Source organism: Micromonospora acroterricola (genome assembly GCF_003172955.1).
Taxonomy (GTDB): Bacteria; Actinomycetota; Actinomycetes; order Mycobacteriales; family Micromonosporaceae; genus Micromonospora; species Micromonospora acroterricola.
In genome coordinates this window covers 41,784-66,244 of sequence record NZ_QGKR01000162.1, presented here as the reverse complement: position 1 = coordinate 66,244, position 24,461 = coordinate 41,784, and the positions used below count along the sequence as shown (strand labels likewise).

Annotated in this window: 23 protein-coding genes and 1 pseudogene; 14 read left to right on the top strand and 10 right to left on the bottom strand. The window is 69.4% G+C overall.

Going from position 1 to position 24,461, the window contains the following annotated elements; translation table 11 throughout:
- A partial coding sequence (locus tag DKT68_RS31135; RefSeq protein WP_201748979.1) for a flagellar basal body-associated FliL family protein occupies nucleotides 1-415 on the top strand: 415 nt, incomplete at its 5' end.
- A 399-nt stretch (nucleotides 416-814) separates the two neighbouring features.
- Here DKT68_RS31135 and DKT68_RS09940 read toward each other — a convergent pair.
- Nucleotides 815-1,345: a GNAT family N-acetyltransferase gene (locus tag DKT68_RS09940; protein ID WP_109817132.1), complete on the bottom strand. Its 531-nt coding sequence runs from the start codon at nucleotides 1,343-1,345 to the stop codon at nucleotides 815-817.
- A 396-nt stretch (nucleotides 1,346-1,741) separates the two neighbouring features.
- Here DKT68_RS09940 and DKT68_RS09935 point away from each other — a divergent pair, with 396 nt between their 5' ends.
- From DKT68_RS09935 to DKT68_RS09915, 5 genes are all read left to right on the top strand, one after another.
- Nucleotides 1,742-2,743 carry an RNA polymerase subunit sigma-70 gene (locus DKT68_RS09935; RefSeq protein WP_407940718.1) on the top strand — a complete coding sequence of 334 codons (1,002 nt, stop codon included), beginning with the start codon at nucleotides 1,742-1,744 and terminating at the stop codon, nucleotides 2,741-2,743.
- Nucleotides 2,744-3,040: 297 nt separating this feature from the next.
- Nucleotides 3,041-3,496 carry a DUF6069 family protein gene (locus DKT68_RS31400; protein WP_201748978.1) on the top strand — a complete coding sequence of 152 codons (456 nt, stop codon included), beginning with the start codon at nucleotides 3,041-3,043 and terminating at the stop codon, nucleotides 3,494-3,496.
- A 230-nt stretch (nucleotides 3,497-3,726) separates the two neighbouring features.
- Nucleotides 3,727-4,656, top strand: a complete 930-nt coding sequence (locus tag DKT68_RS09925) for an SDR family NAD(P)-dependent oxidoreductase (RefSeq protein WP_236646811.1) — start codon at nucleotides 3,727-3,729, stop codon at nucleotides 4,654-4,656.
- A 194-nt stretch (nucleotides 4,657-4,850) separates the two neighbouring features.
- Nucleotides 4,851-5,597, top strand: a complete 747-nt coding sequence (locus tag DKT68_RS09920) for a DUF1028 domain-containing protein (protein WP_109817129.1) — start codon at nucleotides 4,851-4,853, stop codon at nucleotides 5,595-5,597.
- Nucleotides 5,598-5,819: 222 nt separating this feature from the next.
- On the top strand, nucleotides 5,820-6,758 hold the full coding sequence (locus DKT68_RS09915) for a cyclase family protein (RefSeq protein WP_109817128.1): 939 nt from the start codon (nucleotides 5,820-5,822) through the stop codon (nucleotides 6,756-6,758).
- A 71-nt stretch (nucleotides 6,759-6,829) separates the two neighbouring features.
- On the opposite strand, the gene DKT68_RS09910 is transcribed toward DKT68_RS09915, so the two are convergent.
- The 3 genes and pseudogenes from DKT68_RS09910 to DKT68_RS09895 form a co-directional block, all read right to left on the bottom strand.
- A complete protein-coding gene (locus DKT68_RS09910; protein ID WP_109817127.1) occupies nucleotides 6,830-7,267 on the bottom strand; it encodes a hypothetical protein in 438 nt (145 codons plus the stop codon).
- 271 nt (nucleotides 7,268-7,538) lie between these two features.
- Nucleotides 7,539-8,048 (bottom strand): hypothetical protein, encoded by a 510-nt coding sequence (locus tag DKT68_RS09905; RefSeq protein ID WP_109817126.1) that lies wholly within the window; start codon nucleotides 8,046-8,048, stop codon nucleotides 7,539-7,541.
- Between the two features lie 511 nt (nucleotides 8,049-8,559).
- Nucleotides 8,560-8,926, bottom strand: a pseudogene (locus DKT68_RS09895) (hypothetical protein); the annotation flags it as partial.
- Nucleotides 8,927-9,129: 203 nt separating this feature from the next.
- Here DKT68_RS09895 and DKT68_RS09890 point away from each other — a divergent pair.
- Nucleotides 9,130-10,032 (top strand): SdrD B-like domain-containing protein, encoded by a 903-nt coding sequence (locus DKT68_RS09890; protein WP_109817124.1) that lies wholly within the window; start codon nucleotides 9,130-9,132, stop codon nucleotides 10,030-10,032.
- Between the two features lie 568 nt (nucleotides 10,033-10,600).
- Nucleotides 10,601-11,104: a L,D-transpeptidase family protein gene (locus DKT68_RS09885; protein ID WP_109817123.1), complete on the top strand. Its 504-nt coding sequence runs from the start codon at nucleotides 10,601-10,603 to the stop codon at nucleotides 11,102-11,104.
- Nucleotides 11,105-11,125: 21 nt separating this feature from the next.
- Here DKT68_RS09885 and DKT68_RS09880 read toward each other — a convergent pair whose 3' ends face one another.
- Complete coding sequence (locus tag DKT68_RS09880) at nucleotides 11,126-11,923, bottom strand: hypothetical protein (RefSeq protein ID WP_146218326.1); 798 nt, start codon at nucleotides 11,921-11,923, stop codon at nucleotides 11,126-11,128.
- Nucleotides 11,924-12,092: 169 nt separating this feature from the next.
- Between DKT68_RS09880 and DKT68_RS09875 the strand changes: the two genes are divergently transcribed.
- The 3 genes from DKT68_RS09875 to DKT68_RS09865 all read left to right on the top strand — a co-directional run bounded on the left by DKT68_RS09875 (nucleotide 12,093) and on the right by DKT68_RS09865 (nucleotide 15,285).
- A complete protein-coding gene (locus DKT68_RS09875) occupies nucleotides 12,093-13,271 on the top strand; it encodes a MalY/PatB family protein (protein WP_109817121.1) in 1,179 nt (392 codons plus the stop codon).
- A gap of 179 nt (nucleotides 13,272-13,450) precedes the next feature.
- Nucleotides 13,451-13,816, top strand: a complete 366-nt coding sequence (locus DKT68_RS09870; RefSeq protein WP_109817120.1) for a DNA polymerase ligase N-terminal domain-containing protein — start codon at nucleotides 13,451-13,453, stop codon at nucleotides 13,814-13,816.
- 263 nt (nucleotides 13,817-14,079) lie between these two features.
- The gene (locus DKT68_RS09865; RefSeq protein WP_109817119.1) at nucleotides 14,080-15,285 is read left to right on the top strand and encodes a low temperature requirement protein A; all 1,206 of its coding nucleotides are present in this window, start codon (nucleotides 14,080-14,082) and stop codon (nucleotides 15,283-15,285) included.
- Nucleotides 15,286-15,375: 90 nt separating this feature from the next.
- Here the strand turns inward: DKT68_RS09865 and DKT68_RS09860 are convergent, their stop codons facing one another.
- Nucleotides 15,376-16,155: an SDR family NAD(P)-dependent oxidoreductase gene (locus DKT68_RS09860; RefSeq protein WP_109817118.1), complete on the bottom strand. Its 780-nt coding sequence runs from the start codon at nucleotides 16,153-16,155 to the stop codon at nucleotides 15,376-15,378.
- Nucleotides 16,156-16,486: 331 nt separating this feature from the next.
- A complete protein-coding gene (locus DKT68_RS09855) occupies nucleotides 16,487-18,334 on the bottom strand; it encodes a glycoside hydrolase family 15 protein (protein WP_109817117.1) in 1,848 nt (615 codons plus the stop codon).
- Between the two features lie 216 nt (nucleotides 18,335-18,550).
- Between DKT68_RS09855 and DKT68_RS09850 the strand changes: the two genes are divergently transcribed.
- Nucleotides 18,551-18,985, top strand: coding sequence for a glutaredoxin domain-containing protein (locus DKT68_RS09850; RefSeq protein ID WP_201748977.1), 435 nt, complete (start codon nucleotides 18,551-18,553; stop codon nucleotides 18,983-18,985).
- A 146-nt stretch (nucleotides 18,986-19,131) separates the two neighbouring features.
- On the opposite strand, the gene DKT68_RS09845 is transcribed toward DKT68_RS09850, so the two are convergent.
- The 3 genes from DKT68_RS09845 to DKT68_RS09835 all read right to left on the bottom strand — a co-directional run bounded on the left by DKT68_RS09845 (nucleotide 19,132) and on the right by DKT68_RS09835 (nucleotide 23,129).
- Nucleotides 19,132-20,349: an MFS transporter gene (locus tag DKT68_RS09845; RefSeq protein ID WP_109817115.1), complete on the bottom strand. Its 1,218-nt coding sequence runs from the start codon at nucleotides 20,347-20,349 to the stop codon at nucleotides 19,132-19,134.
- 179 nt (nucleotides 20,350-20,528) lie between these two features.
- Nucleotides 20,529-22,397 (bottom strand): hypothetical protein, encoded by a 1,869-nt coding sequence (locus DKT68_RS09840; protein WP_146218325.1) that lies wholly within the window; start codon nucleotides 22,395-22,397, stop codon nucleotides 20,529-20,531.
- Between the two features lie 132 nt (nucleotides 22,398-22,529).
- The gene (locus DKT68_RS09835) at nucleotides 22,530-23,129 is read right to left on the bottom strand and encodes a hypothetical protein (protein WP_236646810.1); all 600 of its coding nucleotides are present in this window, start codon (nucleotides 23,127-23,129) and stop codon (nucleotides 22,530-22,532) included.
- 59 nt (nucleotides 23,130-23,188) lie between these two features.
- Here DKT68_RS09835 and DKT68_RS09830 point away from each other — a divergent pair, with 59 nt between their 5' ends.
- Both DKT68_RS09830 and DKT68_RS09820 read left to right on the top strand, forming a co-directional pair.
- A complete protein-coding gene (locus tag DKT68_RS09830) occupies nucleotides 23,189-23,800 on the top strand; it encodes a TetR/AcrR family transcriptional regulator (protein WP_109817112.1) in 612 nt (203 codons plus the stop codon).
- Between the two features lie 233 nt (nucleotides 23,801-24,033).
- The gene (locus DKT68_RS09820; RefSeq protein WP_225851988.1) at nucleotides 24,034-24,321 is read left to right on the top strand and encodes a hypothetical protein; all 288 of its coding nucleotides are present in this window, start codon (nucleotides 24,034-24,036) and stop codon (nucleotides 24,319-24,321) included.
- Nucleotides 24,322-24,461: the final 140 nt, after the last annotated feature.

Genomic DNA, 24,461 nt, shown 5'->3' with positions numbered 1-24,461 from the left:
GTCCGCGCCGGCGCCGGCGACCGCGCCGAAGCGGAGCAAGGTGCCGATCATCCTGGCCGCCGTCGCCGGTGCCCTGGTGCTGATCGCCATTGCGATCGGCGGCACCTTGTGGTTCGTCGGCCGCGACGACCTCACCCGGGAGCAGGCCCAGCGGGAGTGCCGCACCGCGATGGAGCGGGAAGCCGACCAGCGCGCCGACCGCGTCGGCGGCGGCAGCGACGGCGTGCTGATCTCGGTGACCGGAGTGGAGCTCCAGGACACCTGGGAGACGGACGAGGGCTGGTCGGTGAACGGCACCGCCAGCATCACCATGACCACCGCGCTGATCGGGCAGACGCCCACGTCGGTCGGCCTCACCTGCGAGGCGGTCGCCACGGACGACGGCGTACGCACCACGGTCAAGAACCGGCTCTGACAGCTTCACAGGCGAAGAGGCCGCCGTCTCCACATGCCTCCGGGCGGGTGGAGGCGGCGGCCTCTTTCTGCGTTCCGGCGTGCCTACCTGCGGTAGTGGGGTCCGGCGCCTGCTGGCCATCGATGGCTCCCATAAGCTCGATGCTGTCGATCGACGCGCCTGAACAGCACCTGGAACTCCAAGACGACCGCCCGCTCGAACCCGACCTTGGCGACGTGGTCACCGCCTCCTAAGTGCTCACACTGACCTGGCCTGCGCGGACGTGCTGACCAGCGACGATGTGGCCAAGCGGTGCTTTGGCCTCCAGCGAAGCTTCATGCGGGTGCGCTGACTCGCCCACTTCTGGAACCGGTCGTCCGAGATAGCTGAGGGGGCGTCGGGGACCACGCGAAGCGCGCCTCACCCGACACGCCGGGCCAGCACCTGACCCGGCCAGGCTCCGGCTAGGAAGGTTTCCGTGGGAGTGAACCCGTGGCGCTCGTAGTACGCCACCAACTCGCCGCCGCCGCCCGCCCAGCAGTCGACCCGTAGCAACCGCACGCCGGCTCGCCGGGTTTCCTCCACGGCGTGTGCCAGCAGGGCCGACCCGAGGTTCCGCCCGGCGAATCGTCGGTCGGAGACCAGTAGGCGGACGTACCGCTCGGGTTCTTCCGCAGGCGCGATCGGCGCCTGCGGGTTGGGCCCGGAGTCCAGGACCGAGGCTGCGGCCGGTGTTCCGTCCACCTCCGCGATGTACGGGACGTTCTCGGTCATGTACCGATCGACCAGCTCGGTACCTCCGGGCTTTTCCGAGAACGGTGTCGTGCCCCACTGCTCGGTGTTGCCGCGATTGTTCATCCAGATCACCGCGGAGTCGAGCATGTTCAGTACGGCGGGTGCATCGGCAGGACCGCCGCGTCTGATACGTATGCCGCGGGTGGTGTCGTCCACGGCGGAATTGTAAACCGTGGCTCGCCGATCACGACCGAAGCCATGATCCGGCTGCTGTGCGAGTGCCAGCACGCGAACCGCGCACTCACCGTGCGGCCGACGAAGGAAAATCAGTCGGCAAGGGCCGAAAGCACAAGAGGTACGGCGTGAATATGCGGGTCATCGCCGATGCCTCTGGCCGGCTCGTACGGCATCGCCGGCACTGCCCGGCTCGGCGCACGACCCGAGCGCGCAACCGCGCCCACTCCGGGGGACCCGGGCCCCGGCCGTACGCCGCGTCGTGGTCCGCCACCGGAACCATCACCGGATCAGCCGATGCCGACCGACCCGAGTGATGAGTTGTCGCGCCCGCACCCGTCACACCTACGACGGGGTACGACGAGACGGAAGGATGACGTGATGAGTGCGGACACGCGGCTGGAGGAACTGGGCGTAAGTGGTCTGGGCGAGGTCGACGAGCCGGCGTTCTCCGGGCTGGCGGAGCGGCACCGGCGGGAGCTGCACGTGCACTGCTACCGGATGCTCGGGTCGTTCGAGGACGCCGAGGACACCGTGCAGGAGACGTTCCTCCGTGCCTGGCGGCGTCGGGAGACCTTCGAGGGGCGGTCGACGTTCCGGGCCTGGCTGTACCGGATCGCCACCAACGCCTGCCTGGACCTGCTCGCCAAGCGCCGTCCGGAGCCCGCGACCGGTGGCGAGGTGCCGTGGCTGCAGCCCTACCCGGACCGGCTGCTCGACGAGCTGCCCGCCGGCGACGCGGACGAGCCGGAGGCCGTCGCCGTCGCGCGGGAGACGATCGAGTTGGCGTATCTGGTCGCGGTCCAGCACCTCGCGCCGCGCCCGCGGGCCGTGCTGATCCTGCGGGACGTGCTCGGCTGGCCGGCGAAGGAGGTCGCGGAGTTCCTCGGGGACTCCGTGAACTCGGTGAACAGCGCGCTGCAGCGCGCCCGCGCCGGCATGCGGGAGCACCTGCCCGCCGAGCGGCAGGACTGGACCGGCGGCGAGGAGGACGCCGGGACGCGCGAGCTGGTGCGGCGCTTCACCGACGCCAGCGTGGCCACGGACGTCGACAGGATCGCCGTCCTGCTACGGGACGACGTGCGCTACTCGATGCCGCCCACGCCCGGCCTGCACGTCGGCCGTGACACGGTGGTGAAGAGCTGGATCGAGGACGGCTTCGAGGGCATGGGGCAGCTGCGCGGCGTCCTCACCGCCGTGAACCGGCAGCCCGCCATCGCCTTCTACCTCTGGCGCGAACTCGAGGACGCGTACCTGCCGCTGACGATCGACGTCCTGCGCGTCACCGGCGGAGCGATCACCGAGATCGTGATCTTTCACGACGACCAGTTCCCGCGGCTCGGGCTGCCGGACCGCCTGCCGGCGGACGGCACGGAGTAGTCCCGGTGTGGACGCTCGCGCTGCCCGGTGGCGCGCGTGTCGCGGTGGTCGCGGCGGAGTGGTGCGACGCGTTCGGCGTCGTCACCAGTGGGCGGGTGCAGCTGGAGCTGCGCGACGGCGAGCCCGGGCCGGTCCTCGGCCGCGGCGCCGGGTTCTGGCTCCGCGGCACTGGCGTCCGCGCCCTGCGGAACCCCGGCCGTCGTACGGCGAGGGTGCGCATCGTCACCCGCAGGGCCAGGACCGTCAGATGCAGTCAACACACCTCGTACGCCAGTTGCCGAATGATGGAGGAACAACATGAACGGCACGAATGACACCGGCGTCGTCGCAGGCCCGGCATCGGGTCAGACCAGCCACACCCACCGACTCCGCGGGCTCGCCGGCACCGGCTTCATTGCCACGCTCGCAGCGATGGTGGCCACGACCCTCGCCGCTGCGCTCGCCCAGGCCGTTGGCGTCGACTTCGAGGTCCCCGATGGCGGCGAGACGATCCCGTTGTCCGGGTTCGCCGTGGTGACCGGCTTCTTCTCGGTCGTGGGCATCGTCATCGCCGTCGCTCTTCTTCGTTGGAGCGCTCGCCCCGTCGAGCGATTCGTGTGGACGGCAGTGTCGCTGACCGCGATCTCGTTGGTCCCGCCCCTCCTCTCCGGGGCAAACATCACCACCACCGCCGCCCTCCTCGGGCTGCACCTCGTCCCTGCGACGGTGATGATCCCCACCCTGGCGCGGAGCCTCCGCAGCCGGACCGATTGACGATCCCGCAACGGGACGAAGGCGCGGCAAGGGCGTGCGCGCGGTGTCGAGAGGGCGGCAGTCAGCCGACGATGATCAACGTGTCTCTCGGCGCTCCCGGCGGCTTTGCCGCGGCTCGGCACGCAGCGTGATGCGCCCCGGGAGTGAGGGCCACACCCGTGGGTAAAAGGTTCTCGTTGTGCCGCGTCGCGGGAGGTGTGATGGTCAGGCGTAGAACGTTCCGTGACGCCGTGGTGCTGATCACGGGGGCGTCGAGTGGAATTGGTCGCGCGACCGCGTTGGCGTTCGCTGCCGAAGGGGCCAGGTTGGTACTTGCCTCGCGCAGCCAAGACGCGCTCGCGGAGGTGGAACAAGACTGCCGAGCACGAGGCGGGCAGGTGCTGGTTGTGCCGACCGACATCGCAGATGCAGTGGCCGTCGAGCGGTTGACCCAACTGGCGGTGCAGCGGTTCGGGCAGATAGACGTCTGGGTCGAAGCGGCAGCCGTCGGCATTGCCGGGCCGCTGGGCTCCGAATCGGTGGACGAGATTCGTCGGCTGGTCGACACCAACGTATTCGGCACCGTGCTGTGCTCCCGCGCCGCCATGGCTACATTTCAGGCGCAGGGCCACGGCACCCTGCTGCTCCTCGGGTCGTTGCTGTCTGTGTTCCCGAACCCGCTGGTCCCGCTCTACTCCATGACCAAGTTCGCCATCAGAGGACTGGCCCTGAACCTTCAGCAAGCGGTCGCCCGTCATCCTCGGATACAGGTCTGTCTCGTATTACCCGGTCCGGTCGACACGCCGTTCTTCGAGCGGGCCGCCAACCACTCGGGCCGTCAACTACGAGCCATCCCGCCCGCGTACGCACCGGAGCGTCTCGCTGCCAAGATCCTCGCATGCGCCCGCCGCCCGCGCAGGCAGGCAACAACCGGTGTGGTCTCACACCTCGCGCTGTCCGCCCACCGAATGGCACCGCGTGTCACCGAGGCGTTGGTCGCCCGGTGGAGCGCGACTTTCGTGACCAAGCCGGCCACGGCCGCACCCGGGTCGGGATCGCTGTTCGAGCCACCGTCAACCGGGGCGATGCACGGCGGATATCGCCGCGGCCGGGTCCGCAGTCGGCTCGGCGAGTGGCTGGGCGTCGCACAAGCAGGCAGGAATCGACCACCCCCGGGCTGACCGCCAGTATGACGCCGGGCAGGACAGGCCGCCGACCTGATGCGGCAGAGGCCCGGCCGCGAGCAACAACCACCCGGAAGAGCTGTCCGTGCCAACTCGACCGTGCCGCTCGTCATCGTCATGAGGAGGTCCTGGCGACAGCATCCGAGGCGGGGGTCCGGCATGTCGGGCGTTCGTGCGGGTACCTGCCAACCGTGACCTTCTCGATCGCCGCGCGGTGTCCGCGAACCGGTCAGCTCGGGGTGGGGGCCCTGACGGCCAGGCCCGCGGTCGGCAAGCTCGTCGTACACGTCCAGTCGGGCGGTGGTGCGGTGGCGACCCAGGCCACCCCGAACCCGTTCCTGGCCTACGACGGCCTGCCGCTGCTCGGCGAGGGCCGCTCGCCCCAGGACGTCCTGACCGAGCTGCTGGCCCGCGACCCGGGTCGGGAGGTGCGGCAGGTCGGCATGGTCGACCGCCAGGGTCGCTCGCACGCCTTCACCGGCTCCCGTACGAAGGACTGGGCGGGGCACCGCACCGGGCCGGGTTACGCGGTGCAGGGCAACCGCCTGGTGGGCCCGGAAACCCTCGCGGAGATCGTCCGGGTGTTCGAGGACGGTCGGGAATTCGACCTGGCGGAGCGACTCGTGCTGGCCATCGAGGCCGGCGAGGAGACCGGCGGTGACCGGGACGGCGCACGGTCGGCGCATGTGACGGTGGTCGGGGATCAGCCGTACCCGCTCTGGGACGTGCGGGTCGACGATGCCGAGCATCCGGCGCGGGAACTGCGCCGGCTGCACGGTGTCTTCCAGGAGGAGGTGCTGCCGACCATCCAGCGGCTGCCCACCCGCGACGACCCGATGGGCGAGGCCGCCCGGCAGGCGCTCGGGGTGCAGATGGGGCACAAGACGCCGTCACACGTCGACAACCAGCCAACTCTGGCAACCCACGACGGCCTGTGAGCAGGCGTCGAATGAGGTTGGCTGGTGGCCGGACAGCGACTCTTGGATCCGCTTCAACGTCTGACCGTCGCCTGGGTGACAACCCCGTTGATGAGATGCGGCAACGGCGGGGTGGCCCCGACCAGTCATTGCGGTCTTCGATACAGCGGCGGGATAGCCTACCTGCGGTGCCTCGAATCGCGTGACGGAGGAGTCGATGCTGGGATGACGACAGGGCGACCAATGCCCACACAGGACGACGTGCTCGGCTACTTCAACACGCTGTCGAACTGGGGACGGTGGGGCGACGACGACGAGCTCGGGACCCTGAACCACATCACCGACGACGTCCGGCTGGCGGCGGCGCGGGCCGTGCGCCACGGCAGGAGCGTGTCCTGCGCCTGGGAGGTTGCCGTACCGGACGACATGGAGCGGTCGACGACGACGTGCCCGTGCGCCGCCGACATGCCCGGTGCCGAGAACATGCCCGTGGCCGCCTTCCACGCCGACCGGCGCTGGGGCTTTTCAAACGAGCGGCTCGGCATCATGTTCCACGGCAACACGATCACCCACGTCGACTCGCCGTGCCACATCTTCTGGGACGGCAGGATGTACAACGGGCGGTCGCACTCGCTGGTCGACGCCGCAACGGGATCGGCGTGGGCGGCCGTCACGGCGGCGGCGAATGGGATCATCACGCGTGGTGTCCTGCTGGACATCGCGCGGGTCCGCGATGTGCCGTGGTTGGAACCGGGGCAGGGTGTGTTTCCCGACGATCTCGAGGAGGCCGAGCGTCGGCAGGGTGTGCGGGTGCGCGCCGGCGATGCGGTACTCCTGCGGACCGGCTATGGCCGCGCGCGGCACGAGGCCGGTGCGGCCAGCGGTTTCACGCAGGCCGGCTGGCATGCCTCCTGCCTGCCGTGGCTGCGGGAACGCGAGGTCGCGCTGATCGGCGCCGACACCCCCCAGGACGTTCAGCCGTCGGGGTACGAAGACGTGTTGATGCCGGTGCACGCCGTGAGCCTCGTCGCGATGGGTCTGTGGCTGCTCGACAACTGCGACCTGGAGGCGTGCGCGACGACGGCTGCCGAACTCGGCCAGTGGGACTTCCACCTCGCAGTCGCGCCGGTTCGCTTCGCCGGTACGTCCGGCAGCCCGGTCAACCCGATCGCCACATTCTGACCGCGGTTCACGAGGGGATGCGATGCCATGAACGGCCCGTGCGCGACGCTGTAGCCCTGTCGAGCACGTACTCACACGTAGGCGGTCTTGAACGCTTGACAAAACTCGCGTTCAGTCACCATTCCGTCTCCGCCCCCGCCTACTGCATAGCCTTGGTGTGACAGGGCTTGGATTGGATCGAGCACTTCGATCCTGAAGTGCCGGATCCAATCCCGTGGGTCTTGGTTCTCGTGTAACGGCAGCGGAGCCAGGATGGCCAGGCTTCCGGCGGGATATCTCACGGCACCCCAAAAGATGCGGTAATAGCCTACGCGGCTCACGATCAAGCCGTCAGCTCGCACTTCGTGATCTTCGGAAAGGCGCGGTGCCGCCCCGACGATGGCGCCTATGATGGCCTCAAGATCGCCGGAGCTCTGCACGGTGATCACGAGTCCCCAGCCGCCGACGATTTTATGCAGTGTTTCCACCGGTGCGCCCCGGGCGCTGCGATCGATATCAAGCTGGAACATCGGAGGGCCTATCTTTCTATCGTGCAATCGGATGCGCGGGCGGCTGTGGTGACGAAGACTTTTTCCCCTCCCCGATTCTCCAATCTTTGCTCCGTGTGTGAGCGCCTGTCTAGCAGAGCCAATAGTGACACCATGTCTCCGTATGCCCGGTGCCGTCGAATCAGCGCTAATGACAATAGCCTCCATGACATTGACTGCATCGCGGCCCACGCCCCACCTGGTAGGTCGGATCTCTCAGCACTGTCGCTTGAGCCACTGAACGGCGTGGGTGCTAGTTTCCCGAAATCTCGTTGATGACCGACAGGACGCGGTCCCTCTCACGGGCCGTGGCCATGATCTCCTGTCGGTTGTCCCCAAACCGCTTGCCTTGGACGTGCCACTCGAGGCGACCCAGCAGGATGCTGCCGGCACCCTGAAACTCGATGCAGTACTTGAAGATCCTGTGGTGCTCGACAACGTGGTCCACGTCGCCGTATCCCGCCACTTGTTCAAAGTCGATGGCGCGGTACTTCGGGCTGCGGCTCATTAGTCGCCTTTTGCCGAGACTCTCGAAGATGCCGTTGTTGAAGACGGCGATCAGCGAGGTCCCTTCGGTCAAGGCGCCTACGCCGACCTCGCTGAACCTCGCCCAGCTCAACGTGCGCACGTCGGTCAACGAGAAGCCGGCGTCGTTCAATGCCTCGCCGTACACGTCCCAGTCGAGGTTTTGCCGCCGTTCCCGGCCGAGGGTCGGCGCCGAGTCCAACAACTGCGAAAACGCGGGGTTCCCCAGTACGTTCATCACCAACAACCTTCCGGGAGAGTGTCCACCGCCTGTCCGCCAGATCGCTTGAACGGGCCAGGCGGTGATCAACGTGTCAACTCAGGAGCAACGGCCCCACTGGCAGTTGTGCCCCGAGGCGGGGCGGCCCATCTTCTCGGCCTCCTTGCACCACGCGCACTTCGACCGGCCGGCCTTGACACACGCACACGACATGAATGCCTCCGATGAGTGGTGGATGCGTGAAATCACGCAAAGGATGGAACAGGAGATCTTGTGACCTAGAGACTGCCACCTATTCTCGGCGCGGGCTAGTGGCGAAGGGCCGTTGGGGCCGAAGTAGCGGTCTGGAATGGCGGCCAGTTGGGGGGTGGGTTACATGAAAGTCAATGAAAGTCGTATCAAGGAGGCAGCGAGACGACTCCGATCAGCCAATCGCTCACGGATGATCAGTCAGGGGCCGTCACCCGGAAGGGTGGAACGGTGAACCGGGGCGATCTTCTCACCCCGATGACCTCGCGAATGGTGGAATTCAAGACGAAAGAGGTGGTGGACGCACCGAGTTTGGTTGACTCGCGGGGTTGGGTGGTTCAGGCCGCGTGTGCGGGCCTTTTGACCGTCTCAATGCGATCGGTGTGAGTCGGCCGAGGCGTCGTTGGCGTCGTCGGCGGTGGTAGGTCCGTTCGATCCGGGTGGTCCAGCGTTGCCGCTCCAGGACGTCGCGTTGCGGCAGGGCGGAGAACGACTCCATCGCGGCGTTGTCACCGCAGGTGCCGCCGCGGCCCATCGAGCCGACCAGGCCGTTACGCCCCAACGCTTTGACGTACTTTGCGGGACCGGAATCGACTGCCCCTGTCGGAGTGCACGGTCATGCCGGCAGGGGAGCCGACAGCAGCGGCTGACATCACTCGTTGACATCAACGATGGCGGCCGGAGCTCGCCCGAGTCGTCCCCCCGTCGCCGACGATGCTCTCCATCCGGCGAGCGCTGTCCCTCATATGTAACGCCGGCCAGACCGACGACGCCGGATGAGTGGAGCCAGTTGATCTCCAGGGCGTCCCTTGCCCTTCGCGAGGGTCGTCACCTGCGACCTGAGGAACCTATGCGACCTCGTTCCCTGTCCCGCTCGATTCGACGTACCTTCTCCAGCTCGCTCACCGCCCTCGCCCTTGTCGGGGGCGCGGCGGTGCTCGCTCCGGCCGACGCGGTGGCGGCCGGGAAACTGCAGCCCGATCTGGCCGTCGACCTCATGATGACCGACGTGCTGAACCCTGCGGAGGGCGAGACCTTCAACGCAGAGATCGACGTCCGGAACTACGGCGCTGGCGGGTCGGACCCGGTCAGCGTCACTGTCTCGGTGCCCTCGGGGCTACGGACGACGAGCCCTTCCGGCACTGACAGCGGCTGGGCCTGCGCGGTGGCGAGCACGACGAGCTACACGTGCGCGTACCCGGAACTGGCGGCTGGCGGTCGGGCCATCCGGCTGCACGTGCCGTTCGTCGTGGCCGGCGCGACGCCGGGCAGCGCTGTGCCGATCACCACGACCATCGTCCCGCAGAGGCGGGAGGCGAACACCGACAACAACACCGGCTCCGTCACGGTTGCGATCTCCGGCACCTGCGTTATCCGCGGCACGGTCTGGTACGACCTGGACCGGGACGGGCAGCGCGAGGAGGGTGAGCCGGCGATAGCCGGAGGCCCGGACGGCGTGTTGAACGTGCGTCTGGGCGTTCGGCAGGGGCGGGCCGTCGGCGGCGGCTCTGCCGCCGTCAACCCGGACGGAACGTGGTCGATTACCGCCCGCACTGAGCTTCTGTACTCGGTCTGGCTGGAAGCGTCCGGCGCGTACGGCCGGACCGTCGCCGACGTCGGTGACGACGCCACCGACTCGGACATGGTGACGTCGTACCAGTTCGAGCCCACCCTGCTCGTCGCCAGCGGCGAGTTCGAGGCCGTGCACGGCGGGGAGTACGTGGTCGACGCCGGCCTGGTTCCCCAGAGCTGAGCGGGTAGCCACCCGCCCGGGGCACCTCGGGCTGGCGATGGTCCGTGCGATCCAGCGGCCGGCCCCCAGACAACTTCGCGGCAAGAGCCACCCCTCAGTCGCGGTCGCCTTCCGGCCGCACGAGCGGGGGCTGGCGGACATCAAGAACCATTGGAGGAGTAGGAATGCCAACGCCGTTCAGGCGGGTAGGGTCCGGTGCCATCGCGGTGGCGCTGCTCGGCGGGCTCGGACTCACGTCCTGCGCAAGTCCGGACCGGACCGACACGGTGGACGCCGGGTCGACTCCGGCCGATATCTCGGTGACCGCCGCCCCGAACCGACTGACTCCGCAAGTCCCTCCTCATCGCCGTCGGCTAGCCGGTCCCCGTCGCCTTCGGCGAGTCGGTCCACGAAACCGTCTCTCAGCCGGTCGCCGTCGCACGTCCCGACGAGCAAGGCCGCGACGCCGGCCGCAGAGAGCAACATCGCCTCCCGGCTACACACCATTCCGGCCAGCACCCGCCAGCTCATCGTCGTCCACAGCAGCGGCTACGGCACGAGCGTCGCGTCCCTCGAGACGTTCGAGAAGGTGAACGGCGAGTGGCGGCCGAAGCTCGGGGTGATGAGCGCGCGGATCGGCACCAAGGGATTCAGCGACAGCCACGTGGAGGGCGTCCCGACGACGCCCACAGGCGTCTACGGCTTCGGCTCCACCATGTACGGCGTGCACGCCAACCCCGGCGTCAAGTACAGCTACCACCAGCTTGAGACGAACGACTACTGGGATGAGAATCCCAGCTCGTCCACGTACAACAGCTTTGTGCATGGCACGAACCCGGGCGGTTACAGCGAGGCGTTGTGGCAGACCGTGCCGCAGTACAACTACTTCGCGGTCATCAACTACAACATTCCGGTGAGGGCAGCCACCCCGGCCCGCGGCAGCGGCATCTTCCTGCACGTCATGGGGAGCGGCGGTACCGCTGGCTGTGTGTCGTTGGCGCAGTCCAACCTGCTCCGGGTACTGGAGTGGCTCGATCCGGACGCCTCTCCACGCATCGTGATGGCGCCCAGCCAGAACCTCGGCCGTTACTGACCGCCCCGAGGCTGGTAGGCGTTACGGCTCTGGCGTCGTGGGCATGTCGGCGAGGTTGCGCTCCAGCCCGCGTTGCAGGAGCTGCCAGGTCGTGTAGGTCCTGGTGTCGAATGTTGGGTCGCCTGGACGGGCGATGGTGCTTCCAGCCCGTTCCAGCCCGGCGTCGTCGTAGTTGACCCGGTTGTTGACGGCAACGCGCCAGCTGGCGAACGCCCAGGACGGCAGTTGCCGTCCGTCGAGCCGGAATGGCGTTTCGGGCTGGTCAGCGAGGCCGTCGAGGTCGGGTTGGGGCGGCATGCGACTGCCGGTGAAGTCGAGGGCGACGAGGACGGGTGCGACGGAGTGCCGGTCGTCGTCGACACGGGCTACTCGCAGAAGAACCAGGCTGCCGTTGGCGGCGCGGTAGCTGAGCACGTCGCCCGGTTGCAGGTCGGTGACGTGTCGGCGGGGCCGGCGCACCTTCTTGCGCTGCGGCTGCGGGCCGGCCAGCTGCGCGCGGACCTTCTCGAGGACGTCCCGGCGCTTGGCGGCAAGGCGAGGGTTGTCCGACCATCTCGCCAGGTCGGCTGAGCTGTCGATGACGGCGATGGCGCGGTCGCGAATCGTGGCGTCGAGGCGGCCGAGCTTGGACTGGGTGACGGCTAATGGCAGCCAGATTGATGTCGCCTCGTCCGGGTCGCCGAGCACCTCAGCGTATGAGTCGAGGATGCGTCGGGTGGCCTCGTGGTCGTCCAAGCCGTCTTCGAGCATTTCGCGGTACTCGTCACGCACATCGCATGCCGTGTCGTCAGAGAACAGGCCAGGGCCCCAGGCGCCCATGGTCACCCTCCCCGAACGTCGAGGTTTCCACGCCTCGCCACCCTGCCACACGTTTTGCCGTCCGTCAGCCTGGGCGACGGGCGAGGTCGAGGTCCTGCGGACCGGTCTGCCGCAACAGCGTCACGGCCTCCAACGGTCGGCGCGGGCCGGAGCGGAATAGGCTTCAGCCATGAGTGGCCTGCTTGGTGGTGCCCGAAACGCGGTGAATCCCCTTCGCCAGCTCACGATCGACCAGCTCCGCCAGCGGACGAGCCTCAAGTGGCGGGAGTACCCCGACGACGTGCTGCCGCTCTGGGTGGCGGAGATGGACGTGCCGCTGGCCGAGCCGGTCGCGCGGGCGATCACCGACGCCGTCGCGCGCGGCGACACCGGCTACACCGCCGGCACGGCGTACCCGCAGGCCCTGGCGGAGTTCGCCCGGCGGCGGTGGGGTTGGGACGGGCTGGCCGTGGAGCGCACCGCGCTGGTGCCCGACGTGATGCACGGCGTCATCGAGGCGCTGCGGGTGGTGACCGAGCCGGGGGACGCGGTGGTCGTCAACTGCCCGGTCTACCCGCCGTTCTACGAGTTCGTGGCGCACGCCGGCCGCCGGATCGTGGAGGCGCCGCTCGGCGAGGACCTGCGGATCGACCTCGGCGCACTGGAGGACGCGTTCCGGCAGGCGCGGGCCGGTGGGCGGCCAGCGGCGTACCTGCTGTGCAACCCGCACAACCCGACAGGGGTCCTGCACACCGCGGACGAGTTGGCCGCCGTCGCCAGTCTGGCCGAGCGGCACGGGGTGCGGGTGGTCGCCGACGAGATCCACGCTCCGGTGGTGGTTGGGGGAGGGCGGTTCGTGCCGTACCTCTCGGTGCCCGGCGCGGAGAACGGCCTGTCGCTGATGTCCGCCTCCAAGGGGTGGAACCTGGCGGGCCTGCGCGGTGCGCTCCTCATCGCCGGCCCGGCCGCGGCCGGGGACCTCGCCCGCGTTCCCGTCGACGTCAGCGTCAGCACCAGCCACCTCGGCGTGATCGCCCACACCGCAGCCTTCCGCGACGGCGGCGAGTGGCTCGACGCCTTGTTGACCGGCCTGGACGACAACCGTCGGCTCCTCGCCGCGCTGCTCGCCGAGCACCTGCCGGCTATCCGTTACCGTCCCGGTCAGGCCACCTATCTCGCCTGGCTCGACTGCCGCGCCCTGGGCCTCGGCGACGACCCCGCCACCGTGTTCCTCGACCGTGGCCAGGTGGCGCTCAACTCCGGTTTGGCGTTCGGCACCGGCGGCGGCGGCCACGTCCGGCTGAATTTGGCTACCGCACCGGAGTTGATCACCGAGGCGGTACGCCGGATGGCCACCGCCGTCGCCTGAGAAGCCACTTCGGCCGCGTACCCATGTCGGTCAATCGGTCCTCACGCCCCCTTGCCCGATCCAGCGGCGCGGATCTACGCCTCTGGTTCAGTGGATCTGGCGGCGGACCCGGTGGAGGGTGACGAACATGGCCAGCCAGCTTAGGTGTTGACGGGCGGGACGGTCGGAGGGCGCCGACAATGGGAAGAGTGGCACGGGCCTTCGTCTTGCACCACCACCGCAAACCACGACCGCACTTTGACCTGCGGCTGGAGGAGAATGGTGTGCTGCGCTCCTGGGCGGTTCCTCGTGGCCTGCCGGACAGTCCCAGCGACAACCGGCTCGCGATCGCCGTGCCGGATCACCACCTCGACCACCTCACCTATGAGGACGCCGACAAGTCGATCGCCGACATTGGCACGTGGGAGGAGCACGACCGTACCGACCGCCGGATGCTGTTCACGTTGCAGGGCCGTACCGGCCGCAGGCGGTACGCGCTCATCCGCACCGGCGAGGGGTGGCTGCTCCACCTGACGAAAGAGCAGCCGCCGGACGAGCGCAGTTAGAAGTCTCCCGAGGTCCGTCCGTCCCGACCAATTGTTCACGGGCATCACCAGAGTGCCGCCGTTGCCCTCGCGGTGGGAGTCGGCATCGTCGCCGCAGAGTCCGAGGCCGGGCAACGGCTCCGCGATCTGACCTGCACCCGGCGTGGATCGCCGCGCGGACGGGCCGGTGCGAACACAGCGTATCGGGCTGTCAGCCGTCGGCAGGGCGGCGACTGCGCAACGCGGCGTCCCTGGGGTCGTTGACTATCGGGAGGCTGGCGGGGATGTCGGACGTGTGGGCGGGGCGACTGCTGCGAAATCCCCGTGGGTCACACCGGGCGGCGTTCCTTGAGCTCTTCTTCGATCTGGTCTTCGTCTTCGCTCTCACTCAGGTCGCGCAAGGGCTGATCACGGAGGTGACCGCGGCCGAACCCGAGCGCGACGTGCTGCGGGGTGCGGCCGAGACGTTGTTCTTCTTCCTGGTGCTCTGGCTGATCTGGATGTTGGCGGCCTGGGTGACCAGCCTGTACGACCCCGAGCAGACGTTGGTCCAGGTGTTGGTGATCGTCGTCATGTTCGGCACCCTGGTGCTGGCCATAACGATGCCCGACGCGTCCGGGCATCGAGCCGTCGTCTTCGCCGGCGCCTATGTGACGATCCAGCTTGGCCGCCCACTCGCGCTCACCCTGGCGTTACGCGACCATCCGCGACGCAAGGTGACCACCCGGATCACGATCTGGTCGGCGGTCGCCGCACTGCCGTGGCTTGTCGGTGCTGTGGTGAGCCAACCAGTCCGTCTCGTCCTCTGGGCAGGCGCGTTGGGTATCGAATACGTGGGGTTTGCCGCCGGCTGGCCGATACCCTGGCTCGGAGCCTCCCGGGTGAACCAGTGGGTGATCAGCGGAGAGCATCTGGTGGAGCGCTACCAGCAGGTGTTCCTGATCGCCCTCGGCGAAGCGGTCCTGGTCATCGGCTTGACCGCCAGCACCAGGCAGCTCACCCCCGGCGAGGTCGCCTCCTTCACGACCGCATTCGCGGTTACCGTGCTGCTCTGGCGGATCTACTTTCACCGCGCGGGCCGCATGTTGCCCGAGGCGATCCGTGACGCGCGGTCCCCGGCCCGACTCGGTGAGTCGGCGACCTACACACATCTGGTGACGGTGGCCGCGGTGATGACCACCGCGGTCGGATTCGAGCTGGTCATCGCGCACCCCACCGACCGGAGCGAACTGCCCTTGGTGGTCATCATGCTCGGCGGACCGGCGCTGTTCCTCCTCGCACGCAGCTGGGCGGAGTACGAGGTTTTCGCGCGGCTGCCCGTCCCCCATCTGGTCGGGACGCTGGTGCTGACAGCGATGATCCCGATCGCGTCCGTGCTGCCGCAACTGGCGGTACTGGTCACGGCCGCAGTGGTGCTCGTCCTCATCGCCCTGACCGATACGCTCCGAACCCGCGGCCGCCCCGCCGAGCAGCCCTCGTCGCCGCTGTAGCGACCGACTGTCAGCGGCCCGTGGTGCCCCGTCGGATACCGCGCCGGGCTGGCGGGCTCAGGCAACTGGCCGATCGTTCGGTCCGCTGGCTCAGATTGCCCGGTAACGAGACGCGAGTTGCGGGCTCTGGGCCGCAAACGCGGCGAGGTCCGCACTGAACACGGTCTCGAGGAGGCTGTAATCCTCGACGCTGGGGGCACTGACGACTTCGCCGAGTTCGATGCCAGCCAGAGCAGCGGCAACGACGTCCTCCGCGGACATCCGGGGCACAGCAGAAAGGTCCATCCCCTGGACCTCGTGGAATTCGGTGGCCACGACGCCGGGACAGACGACATGCACATTCACACCGGTACCCTCCAGCTCGGCGTGCAGGGTCTGCGACATGGCGACCGTGTGGGCCAGCGTTCCGGCATAGACGGCACGACGTGGCATCTGGGACGCCGGTGCGGGTCCCGAAAAGGCGATCATGCCGGCGACGTTCACAATCGTTCCTACGCCGCGTGTGACCATGCCGGGCAGCGCCGCGCGGGTCAGCATGGTCGGCGCGACGACCTTGACGTGGACCAGCTCCCGCGCCTTCTCGGCGGGCAGCTCCGTCATCGGCATGTAGTGCGCGACGCCGGCGTTGTTGACAAGCATCGTCAGCGGCTCGCTTGCGCACAGCCCAGCCACCTCGTCGATACCGTCATCGGTGGACAAGTCGCTGGCAACGATGCGCACCTCGACGTCAGGCAGTGCAGCCGCGAGTGCTTCCAGCCGATCCCGCCGCCTCCCGACGACGACCAGGTCGTAGCCGTCGGCGGCCAGACGCTCAGCGAACGCTTTGCCGATTCCTGAGGACGCACCGGTGACGAGTGCGAGTGAAGACACGGGTCACCTTCCCTGGACGAGAGCGCGCTGCTGGGCCGTTTGTTCCCACTGATCATGATGATGGGACATGTGCAATCCCTGTGTCTGCCTGTTGAGCCGATGACCATGCTGCGGCGGCGACCACCTCCGCCGGCCGCCACGAACTCGTCACCGCCGAGCAGGTGGGCATCCCCGTTCTGGGCTACGGCGGGCGCCGTCCGAGAGTACGCCTCGGGTGGTCCGGTTTCGCCGGCGCAGCACATCGACGAGCCTGCCGCCTCACGGTCCGATGCATTCCTCGACAAAGGCCGTCAGCTCATGCCGACGTCCGTGGGCGGTGCGCCTGGCCGCTCTACTGGCGGCGCCGGGCGTCGGCCTCGACGTCGAGCAGGTCGTTCAGCGCCAGTGCCGAGTTGATCAGGGAGAGGTGGCTGAACGCCTGTGGGTAGTTGCCGATCTGCTCACCGGTCGCGGCGATCTCCTCGGCGTAGAGGCCGAGGTGGTTGCTGAAGGTGAACATCTTCTCGAAGGTGAGTCGGGCGTCGTCCAGGCGACCGGTGCGGGCCAGCGCCTCGACGTACCAGAACGTGCACATGTTGAAGGTGCCCTCGTGCCCGGGAAGGCCGTCGGGGGAGTGGACCGGGTCGTACCGGTGCACCAGGCTGTCGGAGACCAGTTCGCGCTCGATCGCGTTCAAGGTGGACCGCCAGAGGGGGTCGCTCGGGGTCACGAAGCCGACCGCCGGCATGGCGAGCAGCGCCGCGTCCAGCACGTTCTCGTCGTACGCCTGCACGAAGCTGCCGCGTCCATGGTGGTATCCGCGGGCCATGACCTGGTTGTAGATCTGGTTGCGTTGCTCGGTCCAGCAGGTGATGTCGCCGGGGCGGCCGGTGCGGGTGGCCAGGCGGATGGCCCGGTCCAGCGCGACCCAGGACATCACCCGGCCGAAGGTGTAGTTGCGGGGGTGGTGGCGGCTCTCCCAGATGCCGGCGTCGGCCTGGTCCCAGTGGTGGCAGAGCCAGTCGACGAGTCGCACGGTGCTCTTCCACACCTGGTGCGAGACGCGGATGCCCTGTTCGTCGGCGAGATGCATGGCGTAGAGGGCCTCGCCGTGGATGTCGAGTTGGAGCTGGTCGGCGGCGCCGTTGCCGATCCGCACCGGGCGGGAGCCGCGGTAGCCCTCCAGGTGGTCGAGAATCTCCTCGTGCAGGTCGGAGGAGCCGTCCACCCGATACATGATCTTCAGTGGGTCCTGGTGGTCACCGGCCTCGCGGATCCGCTCGTCCAGCCAGTCCATGTATCGGCTGACCTCCTCGGTGAAGCCGAGGCCGAGCAGCGCGTGCACCGAGAACGACGTGTCGCGTACCCAGGTGTAGCGGTAGTCCCAGTTGCGGGTGCCGCCGACCAGCTCGGGTAGCGCGGCGGTGGGCGCGGCGATCATCGCGCCGGTCGGCGCGTACGTCATGAGCTTCAGCGTGATGGCCGACCGCTCGACCATCTCCCGCCACCGCCCGGTGTAGCGGGAGCGCTCGAGCCAGCGCCGCCAGTAGTCGCGGGTCCACTCGAACATCCCCTGCACCTCTGCCGCCGGGATGATCCGTGGCTCCGTGCCAACCGTCTCCAGGACCACCCCGCCGGTGTCACCCTCGTTCAGGGTGCCGTACGCGACCAGGTCGCCGTCCTCCAGGCGGACGTCGCCTCCCTGCGACATCAGTTGCCGCACCGGGTCGACCGGGTGGAAGGTGAGCGCCGCTGACCGGCTGCGGAAGACGTACCCGTTGCGGTGGCGCTCCAGTTCGTGCTTCTCCCGGGCGTAGTCGAACCGGGGCCGGCACTCCACCCGGAACCGCATGCTGCCCCGGACCATGTTGACGATGCGGACCAGGCGGTGGACATCAGTGGCCCGTTCGCCGGTGACCGGCATGAAGTCCATCACCTCGGCGACGCCGTCCGCGCTGATGAACCGGGTGATCAGGATCGGAGTGCCGGGCAGGTAGAGCTGCTTGGTGACGTACCGGACGTCGTGCGGGGCGATGCGAAAGTAGCCGCCCCGCTCGCGGTCCAGCACTGCGGCGAAGATGCTCGGCGAGTCGAAGCGCGGCGCGCAGAACCAGTCGATCGTTCCGTCGCACGTCACCAGCGCGGCGGTCTGCAGGTCGCCGATGAGCCCGTGATCCTCGATCGCCGGATAGCTCTCCACGTCGCCTCCCGGTCTCGACAGCCTCCTGCGCAGTAACCTAAGGGACGAATTGTCGAGTTCGGCTCGATTCGTGGTCAGCCACCCTGTCGCGCGCCCTGGCGCGCCTCGGGGCTGACTGCGCTACTGCCAGGTCCGGTCGATGATGCGGGACACGTCGTGGGTCGTGGGTGGCGAGGGAAGACGGCCATCCGCGTATCTGGCGGTAGGGTCCCCGGCGTGCTGCGGCGATGGACTCTGACGATCCTGATGGCGGCGTGCGGTGTGCTGGTGGCGGTGGCGCAACTGGCCGACGGTCTGCCCGCCGTCGGCGCCGCCGAACTGCTGATCTTCTTGGCGCTGGCGCTGCTGCTGTCGCCGTGGGCCTTCCCCCGCTCGGTGGACGCCGCCGGAGCGCAGCGGGCCAGCGCGGCGGACGGCCGGCCAATCGTGTACTGGCGCCCCGGCTGTCGCTACTGCCTCCAGCTCCGGTTCTCCCTTGGCCGGCTCGCCCGGCGGGCGCACTGGGTGGACATCTGGCACGACCCGGCGGGTGCTGCCGCCGTCCGGGCGGTGGCCGGCGGCAACGAGACCGTGCCCACCGTCGTGCTCGGCGGTCAGGCTGTCGTGAACCCTGAACGGGCCTGGCTCCGCGAACAGCTCCGCTCGTCCTGAGCACGCACGTCACCCGGCGTGGGTCGTCGGATTGTGCCGCCGTACCCGGAGCTTGACCACGACGGCACCGCCCAGGCGCCACTGCCTCGGTCGGGCGTCCCAGTCGCTGTCGAGGTGGTGGGTGCTGGCGTCCCGGAGTCGGGTGATCAGCCTTGTCGGGTCAGCGGGCGGGTGGGGGGACGGGCGGCGGTCGGCGCTGGCCCGGCGGCGCGGCCCCGCCGCGCGTCCAGGGCGAGCAGCGTGAGGGCGAGCAGCGTCAGCAGCCCGCCGACGAGTGCCAGCGGGCGTGCCCCCGAGGTGGGCAGGAGGGCACCGCCGAGCAGCGATCCGCCGGCGATGCCGGCGTTGAAGGCGGTGCTGACGCCGGCCGACGCGATGTCGGTGCTGCCCGGAGCCAGGTGCAGCATCCGGTTCTGCACGGCGGAGCCGAACGCCGCGTAGGCGAGGCCGACCCCGGCGAGGAGTGCGACCGCGCCGGGCCGGAGCGCGCCGAGCGCGTACAGGCCGAACAGCGAGGCTGTGCCGATGCTCAGCGGCGCCAGCAGGGAAGCGATCGGCCGGGTGTCCAGGGTCCGGACTGCGGCCAGGGTGCCAACGACGCCGGCCAAGCCGGAGACGAACAGCAGCGGCGCCAGCACCGCGTCGGCGAAGCCGCTGACGTCGAGCAGGAACGGTGTGACGTAGGTCTGCAGGGTCATGAAGCCGCCGATGCCGAGGGCGGTCGCGATCAGCAGCAGGCCGAAACGGCGCCCGTTCGGTGCGGTGCCCCGGGCGGCGCCACCAGCGGCCGGGGGATAGGAGGGAAGGAGGACGAGCACCGCGGCGGCGATCGCCAGACCGACCCCGGCCAGCACCGCGAACGCCACGCGCCAACCAGCCTGCTGCCCGAGCCAGGTGCCGAGGGGTACGCCGAGCACCGGGGCGAGCGTCGCCCCGGTCGAGAACAGCGCCACCACCCGGCCGCGCACCGCGACCGGGAAGGGCCCGGTCACGGTCGCCGTGGCGATGGACCAGAACAACGCCTGGGCGAGGGCGGTCACGACGCGGGAGCCGGCCAGCACGGCGTACGTCGGCGCGAACGCGGCGGTGGCGTTCGCGGCGGTGAACAGGAGCATCGTGACGCCGAGCAGTTGACGCCGGGGTATCCGCTGGGTCAGCCGGGCCAGCGGCACGGACGCCAGCACGACCACGACGGCGTACCCGCTGACCAGCAGGCCCACCTGCGAGCGGGACCGGTCGAGATCGGGTGCGATGTGGGTCAGCAGGCCGACGGGCAGCAGCTCGGTCGTGATGAACGCGAACGCGGCGAGGGACAGCGCGACGAGCACAGCCCTGGCCCTTCGCGGCGACACCTCCGGCGCCATGGCCCACCCCCCATTCACGGTCACCGTAATCGAGGGGCCGACCCCCGCTCAGAGCGGGTCTCAGCCGACCGTCGACCAGATCCGGGGCAGTCCCTTGGTGTCGTGCCTCCAGCGCGGTAGTTGCCCGCCGTCGCATGGCTTGCGGTGGTTGGGGGTCAGCGCGGGCCTGACAGTGGAGGTCAGTCGCCGTGTTGGCGGCCGGTGGAGTGGAGTGACCGGCGAGAGCTCTCCTGATCCGGCTCGCTGTCCGCCACCGGCTTGCCCAGCCGGGTCACCCAGTCGACGAACTCCGCGTCCTGCCTCGGCAGCGGCTCGCCGTCCGCGGGGGTGCCCGCGCCGTCACCGTCGGCCCGCGACCTGTTGCGCCGGAACAGGCCCAGCCGGCCGCTGGCCTGCCGGCTGGCCCGTCCCGCCTCGACCACGGATGCCGGGGCGGCCGGCGCGGCGTCGGTCGTGAGCGGGCGCGCCGCGCGTTGGGCGGTCGCGAGAGCGTCCCAGTTCGCGGCCTGGTTCAGGTTGGGCAGGGGCGGCCGGTGCCGAGGTGGGAGCGCCGGTTCGAGCCTCTCCTGCGTGCCGGCCGAGTGGGTCGCCTCGGCGCCCGGAGCGGGCTCGGTCGAGGGCGGCACCCGCCGCGCCGGAACGACCAGCCAGGAAGCCTGAACCGGCGTCCGGTCAGTTTTCGGCGGCTGGTACATCCGGCGGGTCCCTGGGGCGACGAGTGCCCCGTCGTGCGGTGTCGCGTCGAATTCGGTGTTGTCGGCCTCCGCCTCCGCCGTCCCGGAGCCGTCCCCGCCGGGTCCCGCGGGAAGGTGGGCCGCCGTCGCGCAGGCCGGTTCCGATGTCTCCGGGCTGTCGTCGAGGTCGGCCGCTGCGTCGCTGTCGGCGGGTGCGGCGAGGTCGGCGGGTGCGGCCGATGCGACGGTCTCGGCCAGCGCGGCGGTCCGCGTCGCGGGCTGGGCCGGTACGACGCTGGCGTCCCGGTCGCCAGCCGGCGCACCGAAGCCCAGCGGTTCGGCTGCGGTCGGGAGGATCGCCGCGGTCGCGCCGGCGACCAGCCCCGTGCCGGCCAGGTCGACGAGCTGCGGCTCGTCGGTCGTACCACCAGCGGCCGGCGTCATGGCCTGCGGCACGGCGGGGCCGGCGGACAGCGGACGGACGATGTCGGTCGGCTCGACGACCCGCGCTTCGGCGGCGCGCCGCAGGAGCGGCAAGCGGAACAACGCGGCGGCGGCCGAGCCGAGCACACCGGCGGCGACGGCGAGCAGCGCGGCGTAGTACGGCGTGATCTGGTACCGGTCGACGGCGTCGCCGGGACCGGCGGCCAGGTAGGTGAACGCGACCAGCACCGTGCCGGCCATGCCGGTCGCGCCGTTGACCAGCGGCGGATGCCCGCGCCAGCGGGCCAGCCCGCCGGTCGCCGCGCCGATGAGCAGGGCCACCGCCGGCAGAATCAGGATCGCCTGCCGGTGTGCCGCGTCGGCGTCGAACCCGGCCGGCTCCAGCACACCGAGCCGTACGGCGGGCAATGGCCCGGCGGTTGCGAGCGACGGGACGACCGAGACGAGCGCCAGCAGCCAGACCACGCCACCCACCGCCGCCATGTTCCAGCCGAGCGGGGGCTTCACCAGCGCGGCGATCGCGGCACCCGCGCCGACCAGCGCGCCGAGGGTCGCGCAGATGCCGACGGCCCAGATCGGGTCCACAGAGAAGCGCTCGGCGGCCTGGGCCGGGCGGACGCAGAGCGGCGCCACGACAGTGGCGCCCAGCGCGGCGGCGGCGCCGACGGCCACCAAACTGCCCGTGCTCCCCAGCACCCCGTACCGGCGGGCCAGGCGTGCGGTGACGACGGTGCCGGCTACGGCGGCGTGTGCCGCGAACCAGCCCACCCAGACGAGCTGGGCAGGCCACTGGTTGACGGCGGCGTCGGTGGAGGCGCCGGTGAGCTGGATGATGCCGAAGCTGAACGCAATGCCGAGCTGACCGGCGCCGGCGAGCACGCCCATCCCGAGCGCTGTGAGCAACAAGTTACGCCAGGTGCGAAAGAGCATGTCCGGCACGTTACGCACCTAATGCGCCGGTTTTTACGAGATTGCCGGATTTATCGTCGGGCCGCCGTGCCAGCGGACGTCAGGTTCGACCGGGCGCTGCGATGACGAAGGCGTCGTAGGTTGCTGTCCATGTCAGTTGCCCTTTGCGGCGCGGCCGAGGCGGAAGGCCGAGATGAGGAAGAAGATGCCGCCGGGGATGGCGTAGCCGGCCGCGTTGGTCAGCGTGGGGTCGTCCGCGCCGGCCATCACGACGAACGAACCGCCGGCAAGTACGGAGATGGCGCCGCTGATGATCATCGGCCACTGTCCGCCCATCTCGCGACGGGTGACACCCACGATGAGCTGGACCAGCCCCGCCACGATCGCCCAAGCGCCCCACACGCGCAGGACCGACGGGATACCGGACGTGCTGGCGATGGCCACGCCGATGGCGGTGAGCAGGCTGACCGCGATGTTCACGTACAAGAGGACAGGCGACCCGGTGCCACGCGACGAGCGAGCGTCGATGACCGCGGCCGCCACGTCGAACAGCGGGTACAGCACGAGCAGTGTGACGGCGAGCGGACCGAGCTCCGAGGCGGTGGTGAGCATCACGAGGGCCCAGACGATGGCGAAGGCGAAGCGGACGAAGTACAGCCGCCGCAGGGCGGACGCCGTCGTCGAGAAGATGCCGGGTGCAGCAAGGGTGGTCACGATGGTCCTTAGGTAGAACGAACGTTCTGTCGCGGTCACGATGACAGTACCCGTTGAACTTGTCAAGACCGAACGTTCTATCCGCTAGACTGGTCACCATGGTGCGCAGCGAATCCGAGAGCCGACCGTCCGAAGCGCGGTCGCGGCTGCTCAACACGGCGATAAGGGTCTTCTACGCGGAGGGGATCCACTCCGTAGGCATCGACCGGATCGTCGCGGAAGCGCAAGTGACCCGGGCCACTCTCTACAGGCACTTTCCCGGCAAAGAAGAACTCGTCGTCGCCTACCTGCGCCAGGTCGACGAAGCCATGCGCGGCCAGGCGAACGACGCTGTCGCCGCCGGCCTGCCGGCGGCCGACACCCTCCGGGCCCTCAGCAGGTCCATCGCCGAAAGTATCCAGTCCCCGGGCTTCCGCGGATGCGCCTTCCTCAACGCCGTCGCCGAGTATCCCGACCCCGGTCACCCGGTGCACCAGGCGGTGCTCGCCCACCGCCAATGGTTCCTGGACACCGTCACAGAACTGCTGGCGCACGTCGGGGAAGCGCCCGCCGAGCCCGCCGCCCGGCACTTCGTCATGCTGCGCGACGGCGCCATGGCCGCCGGCTGCCTGTTCGACCCGGTGCTGGTAACCGACACCTTCCTGCGCGGAGTCGAGGGGCTCCTGCAGGCTCACTCCGCGTCCGCCCACATCGGACGGGCGGAGGCCTGACCGAGCCGTTGCTACCGCCCAGTGTTCGGTGACGACGGCGTGCGGTGACGACCCAGGCACGCGAGTCGAAGTACAGGCCGCCGTCGGTGTTGGGGGCGTCGAGGGCGGCGCGTAGCCGCTTGCGGGCACGTGCGGACGCGGCGCCGGGACGTCGGTCGCTCCCCGCGGCCGTTCGCGTTATGGGGCAGTTGTCATGGCGCGAACGAGCGCAATCCAGGATACCCTTGCCGCATATGGCTACCTATCGCAGCGCCTCAGTGCTCCTCTCCTCGGACGGCACCAGGACCCCCGGCACCGCCGCTCTCTTCGCCGAGCCCGCCCGCAAGGGTGGGACGCCGCCGTGGGCAGGTGACTTCCGACCTGCCAACAGTGCCGGCAATGGCCCCAAAAACGCGGTCGGGAAGACCTTTACGTTGGAACTGCCGGACGGCAGCACCGGCAAGGTCGTGGTCCAGGGCCTCAAGAGTGGGAAGGGAGGCGTCGTGCTGGCGCTGATGGGCGAGGACGCACCCCCCTTCTGATCAGGAAACTGATCGCGGTCGACGCCACCGGTTGAAGACGGCCGGATGCGACCCTGTCGATGTCAATGCGTTCGGACAGCTTCCGGGCGCATTGCCTCACCGTTGGCCTGGGCGTCGACGAAGGTCAGGTGTACTGATCG

Coding starts and splice junctions, on each gene's coding strand:
- DKT68_RS09845 (WP_109817115.1), bottom strand. CDS start 20,349: ATGGCGCCGGAGGTGTCGCCGCGAAGGGCCAGGGCTGTGCTCGTCGCG.
- DKT68_RS09875 (WP_109817121.1), top strand. CDS start 12,093: ATGAGTGGCCTGCTTGGTGGTGCCCGAAACGCGGTGAATCCCCTTCGC.
- DKT68_RS09820 (WP_225851988.1), top strand. CDS start 24,034: ATGGCTACCTATCGCAGCGCCTCAGTGCTCCTCTCCTCGGACGGCACC.
- DKT68_RS09840 (WP_146218325.1), bottom strand. CDS start 22,397: ATGCTCTTTCGCACCTGGCGTAACTTGTTGCTCACAGCGCTCGGGATG.
- DKT68_RS09865 (WP_109817119.1), top strand. CDS start 14,080: ATGTCGGACGTGTGGGCGGGGCGACTGCTGCGAAATCCCCGTGGGTCA.
- DKT68_RS09880 (WP_146218326.1), bottom strand. CDS start 11,923: ATGGGCGCCTGGGGCCCTGGCCTGTTCTCTGACGACACGGCATGCGAT.
- DKT68_RS09915 (WP_109817128.1), top strand. CDS start 5,820: ATGCCCACACAGGACGACGTGCTCGGCTACTTCAACACGCTGTCGAAC.
- DKT68_RS09870 (WP_109817120.1), top strand. CDS start 13,451: ATGGGAAGAGTGGCACGGGCCTTCGTCTTGCACCACCACCGCAAACCA.
- DKT68_RS09830 (WP_109817112.1), top strand. CDS start 23,189: ATGGTGCGCAGCGAATCCGAGAGCCGACCGTCCGAAGCGCGGTCGCGG.
- DKT68_RS09905 (WP_109817126.1), bottom strand. CDS start 8,048: ATGAACGTACTGGGGAACCCCGCGTTTTCGCAGTTGTTGGACTCGGCG.
- DKT68_RS31400 (WP_201748978.1), top strand. CDS start 3,041: ATGAACGGCACGAATGACACCGGCGTCGTCGCAGGCCCGGCATCGGGT.
- DKT68_RS09890 (WP_109817124.1), top strand. CDS start 9,130: ATGCGACCTCGTTCCCTGTCCCGCTCGATTCGACGTACCTTCTCCAGC.
- DKT68_RS09910 (WP_109817127.1), bottom strand. CDS start 7,267: ATGTTCCAGCTTGATATCGATCGCAGCGCCCGGGGCGCACCGGTGGAA.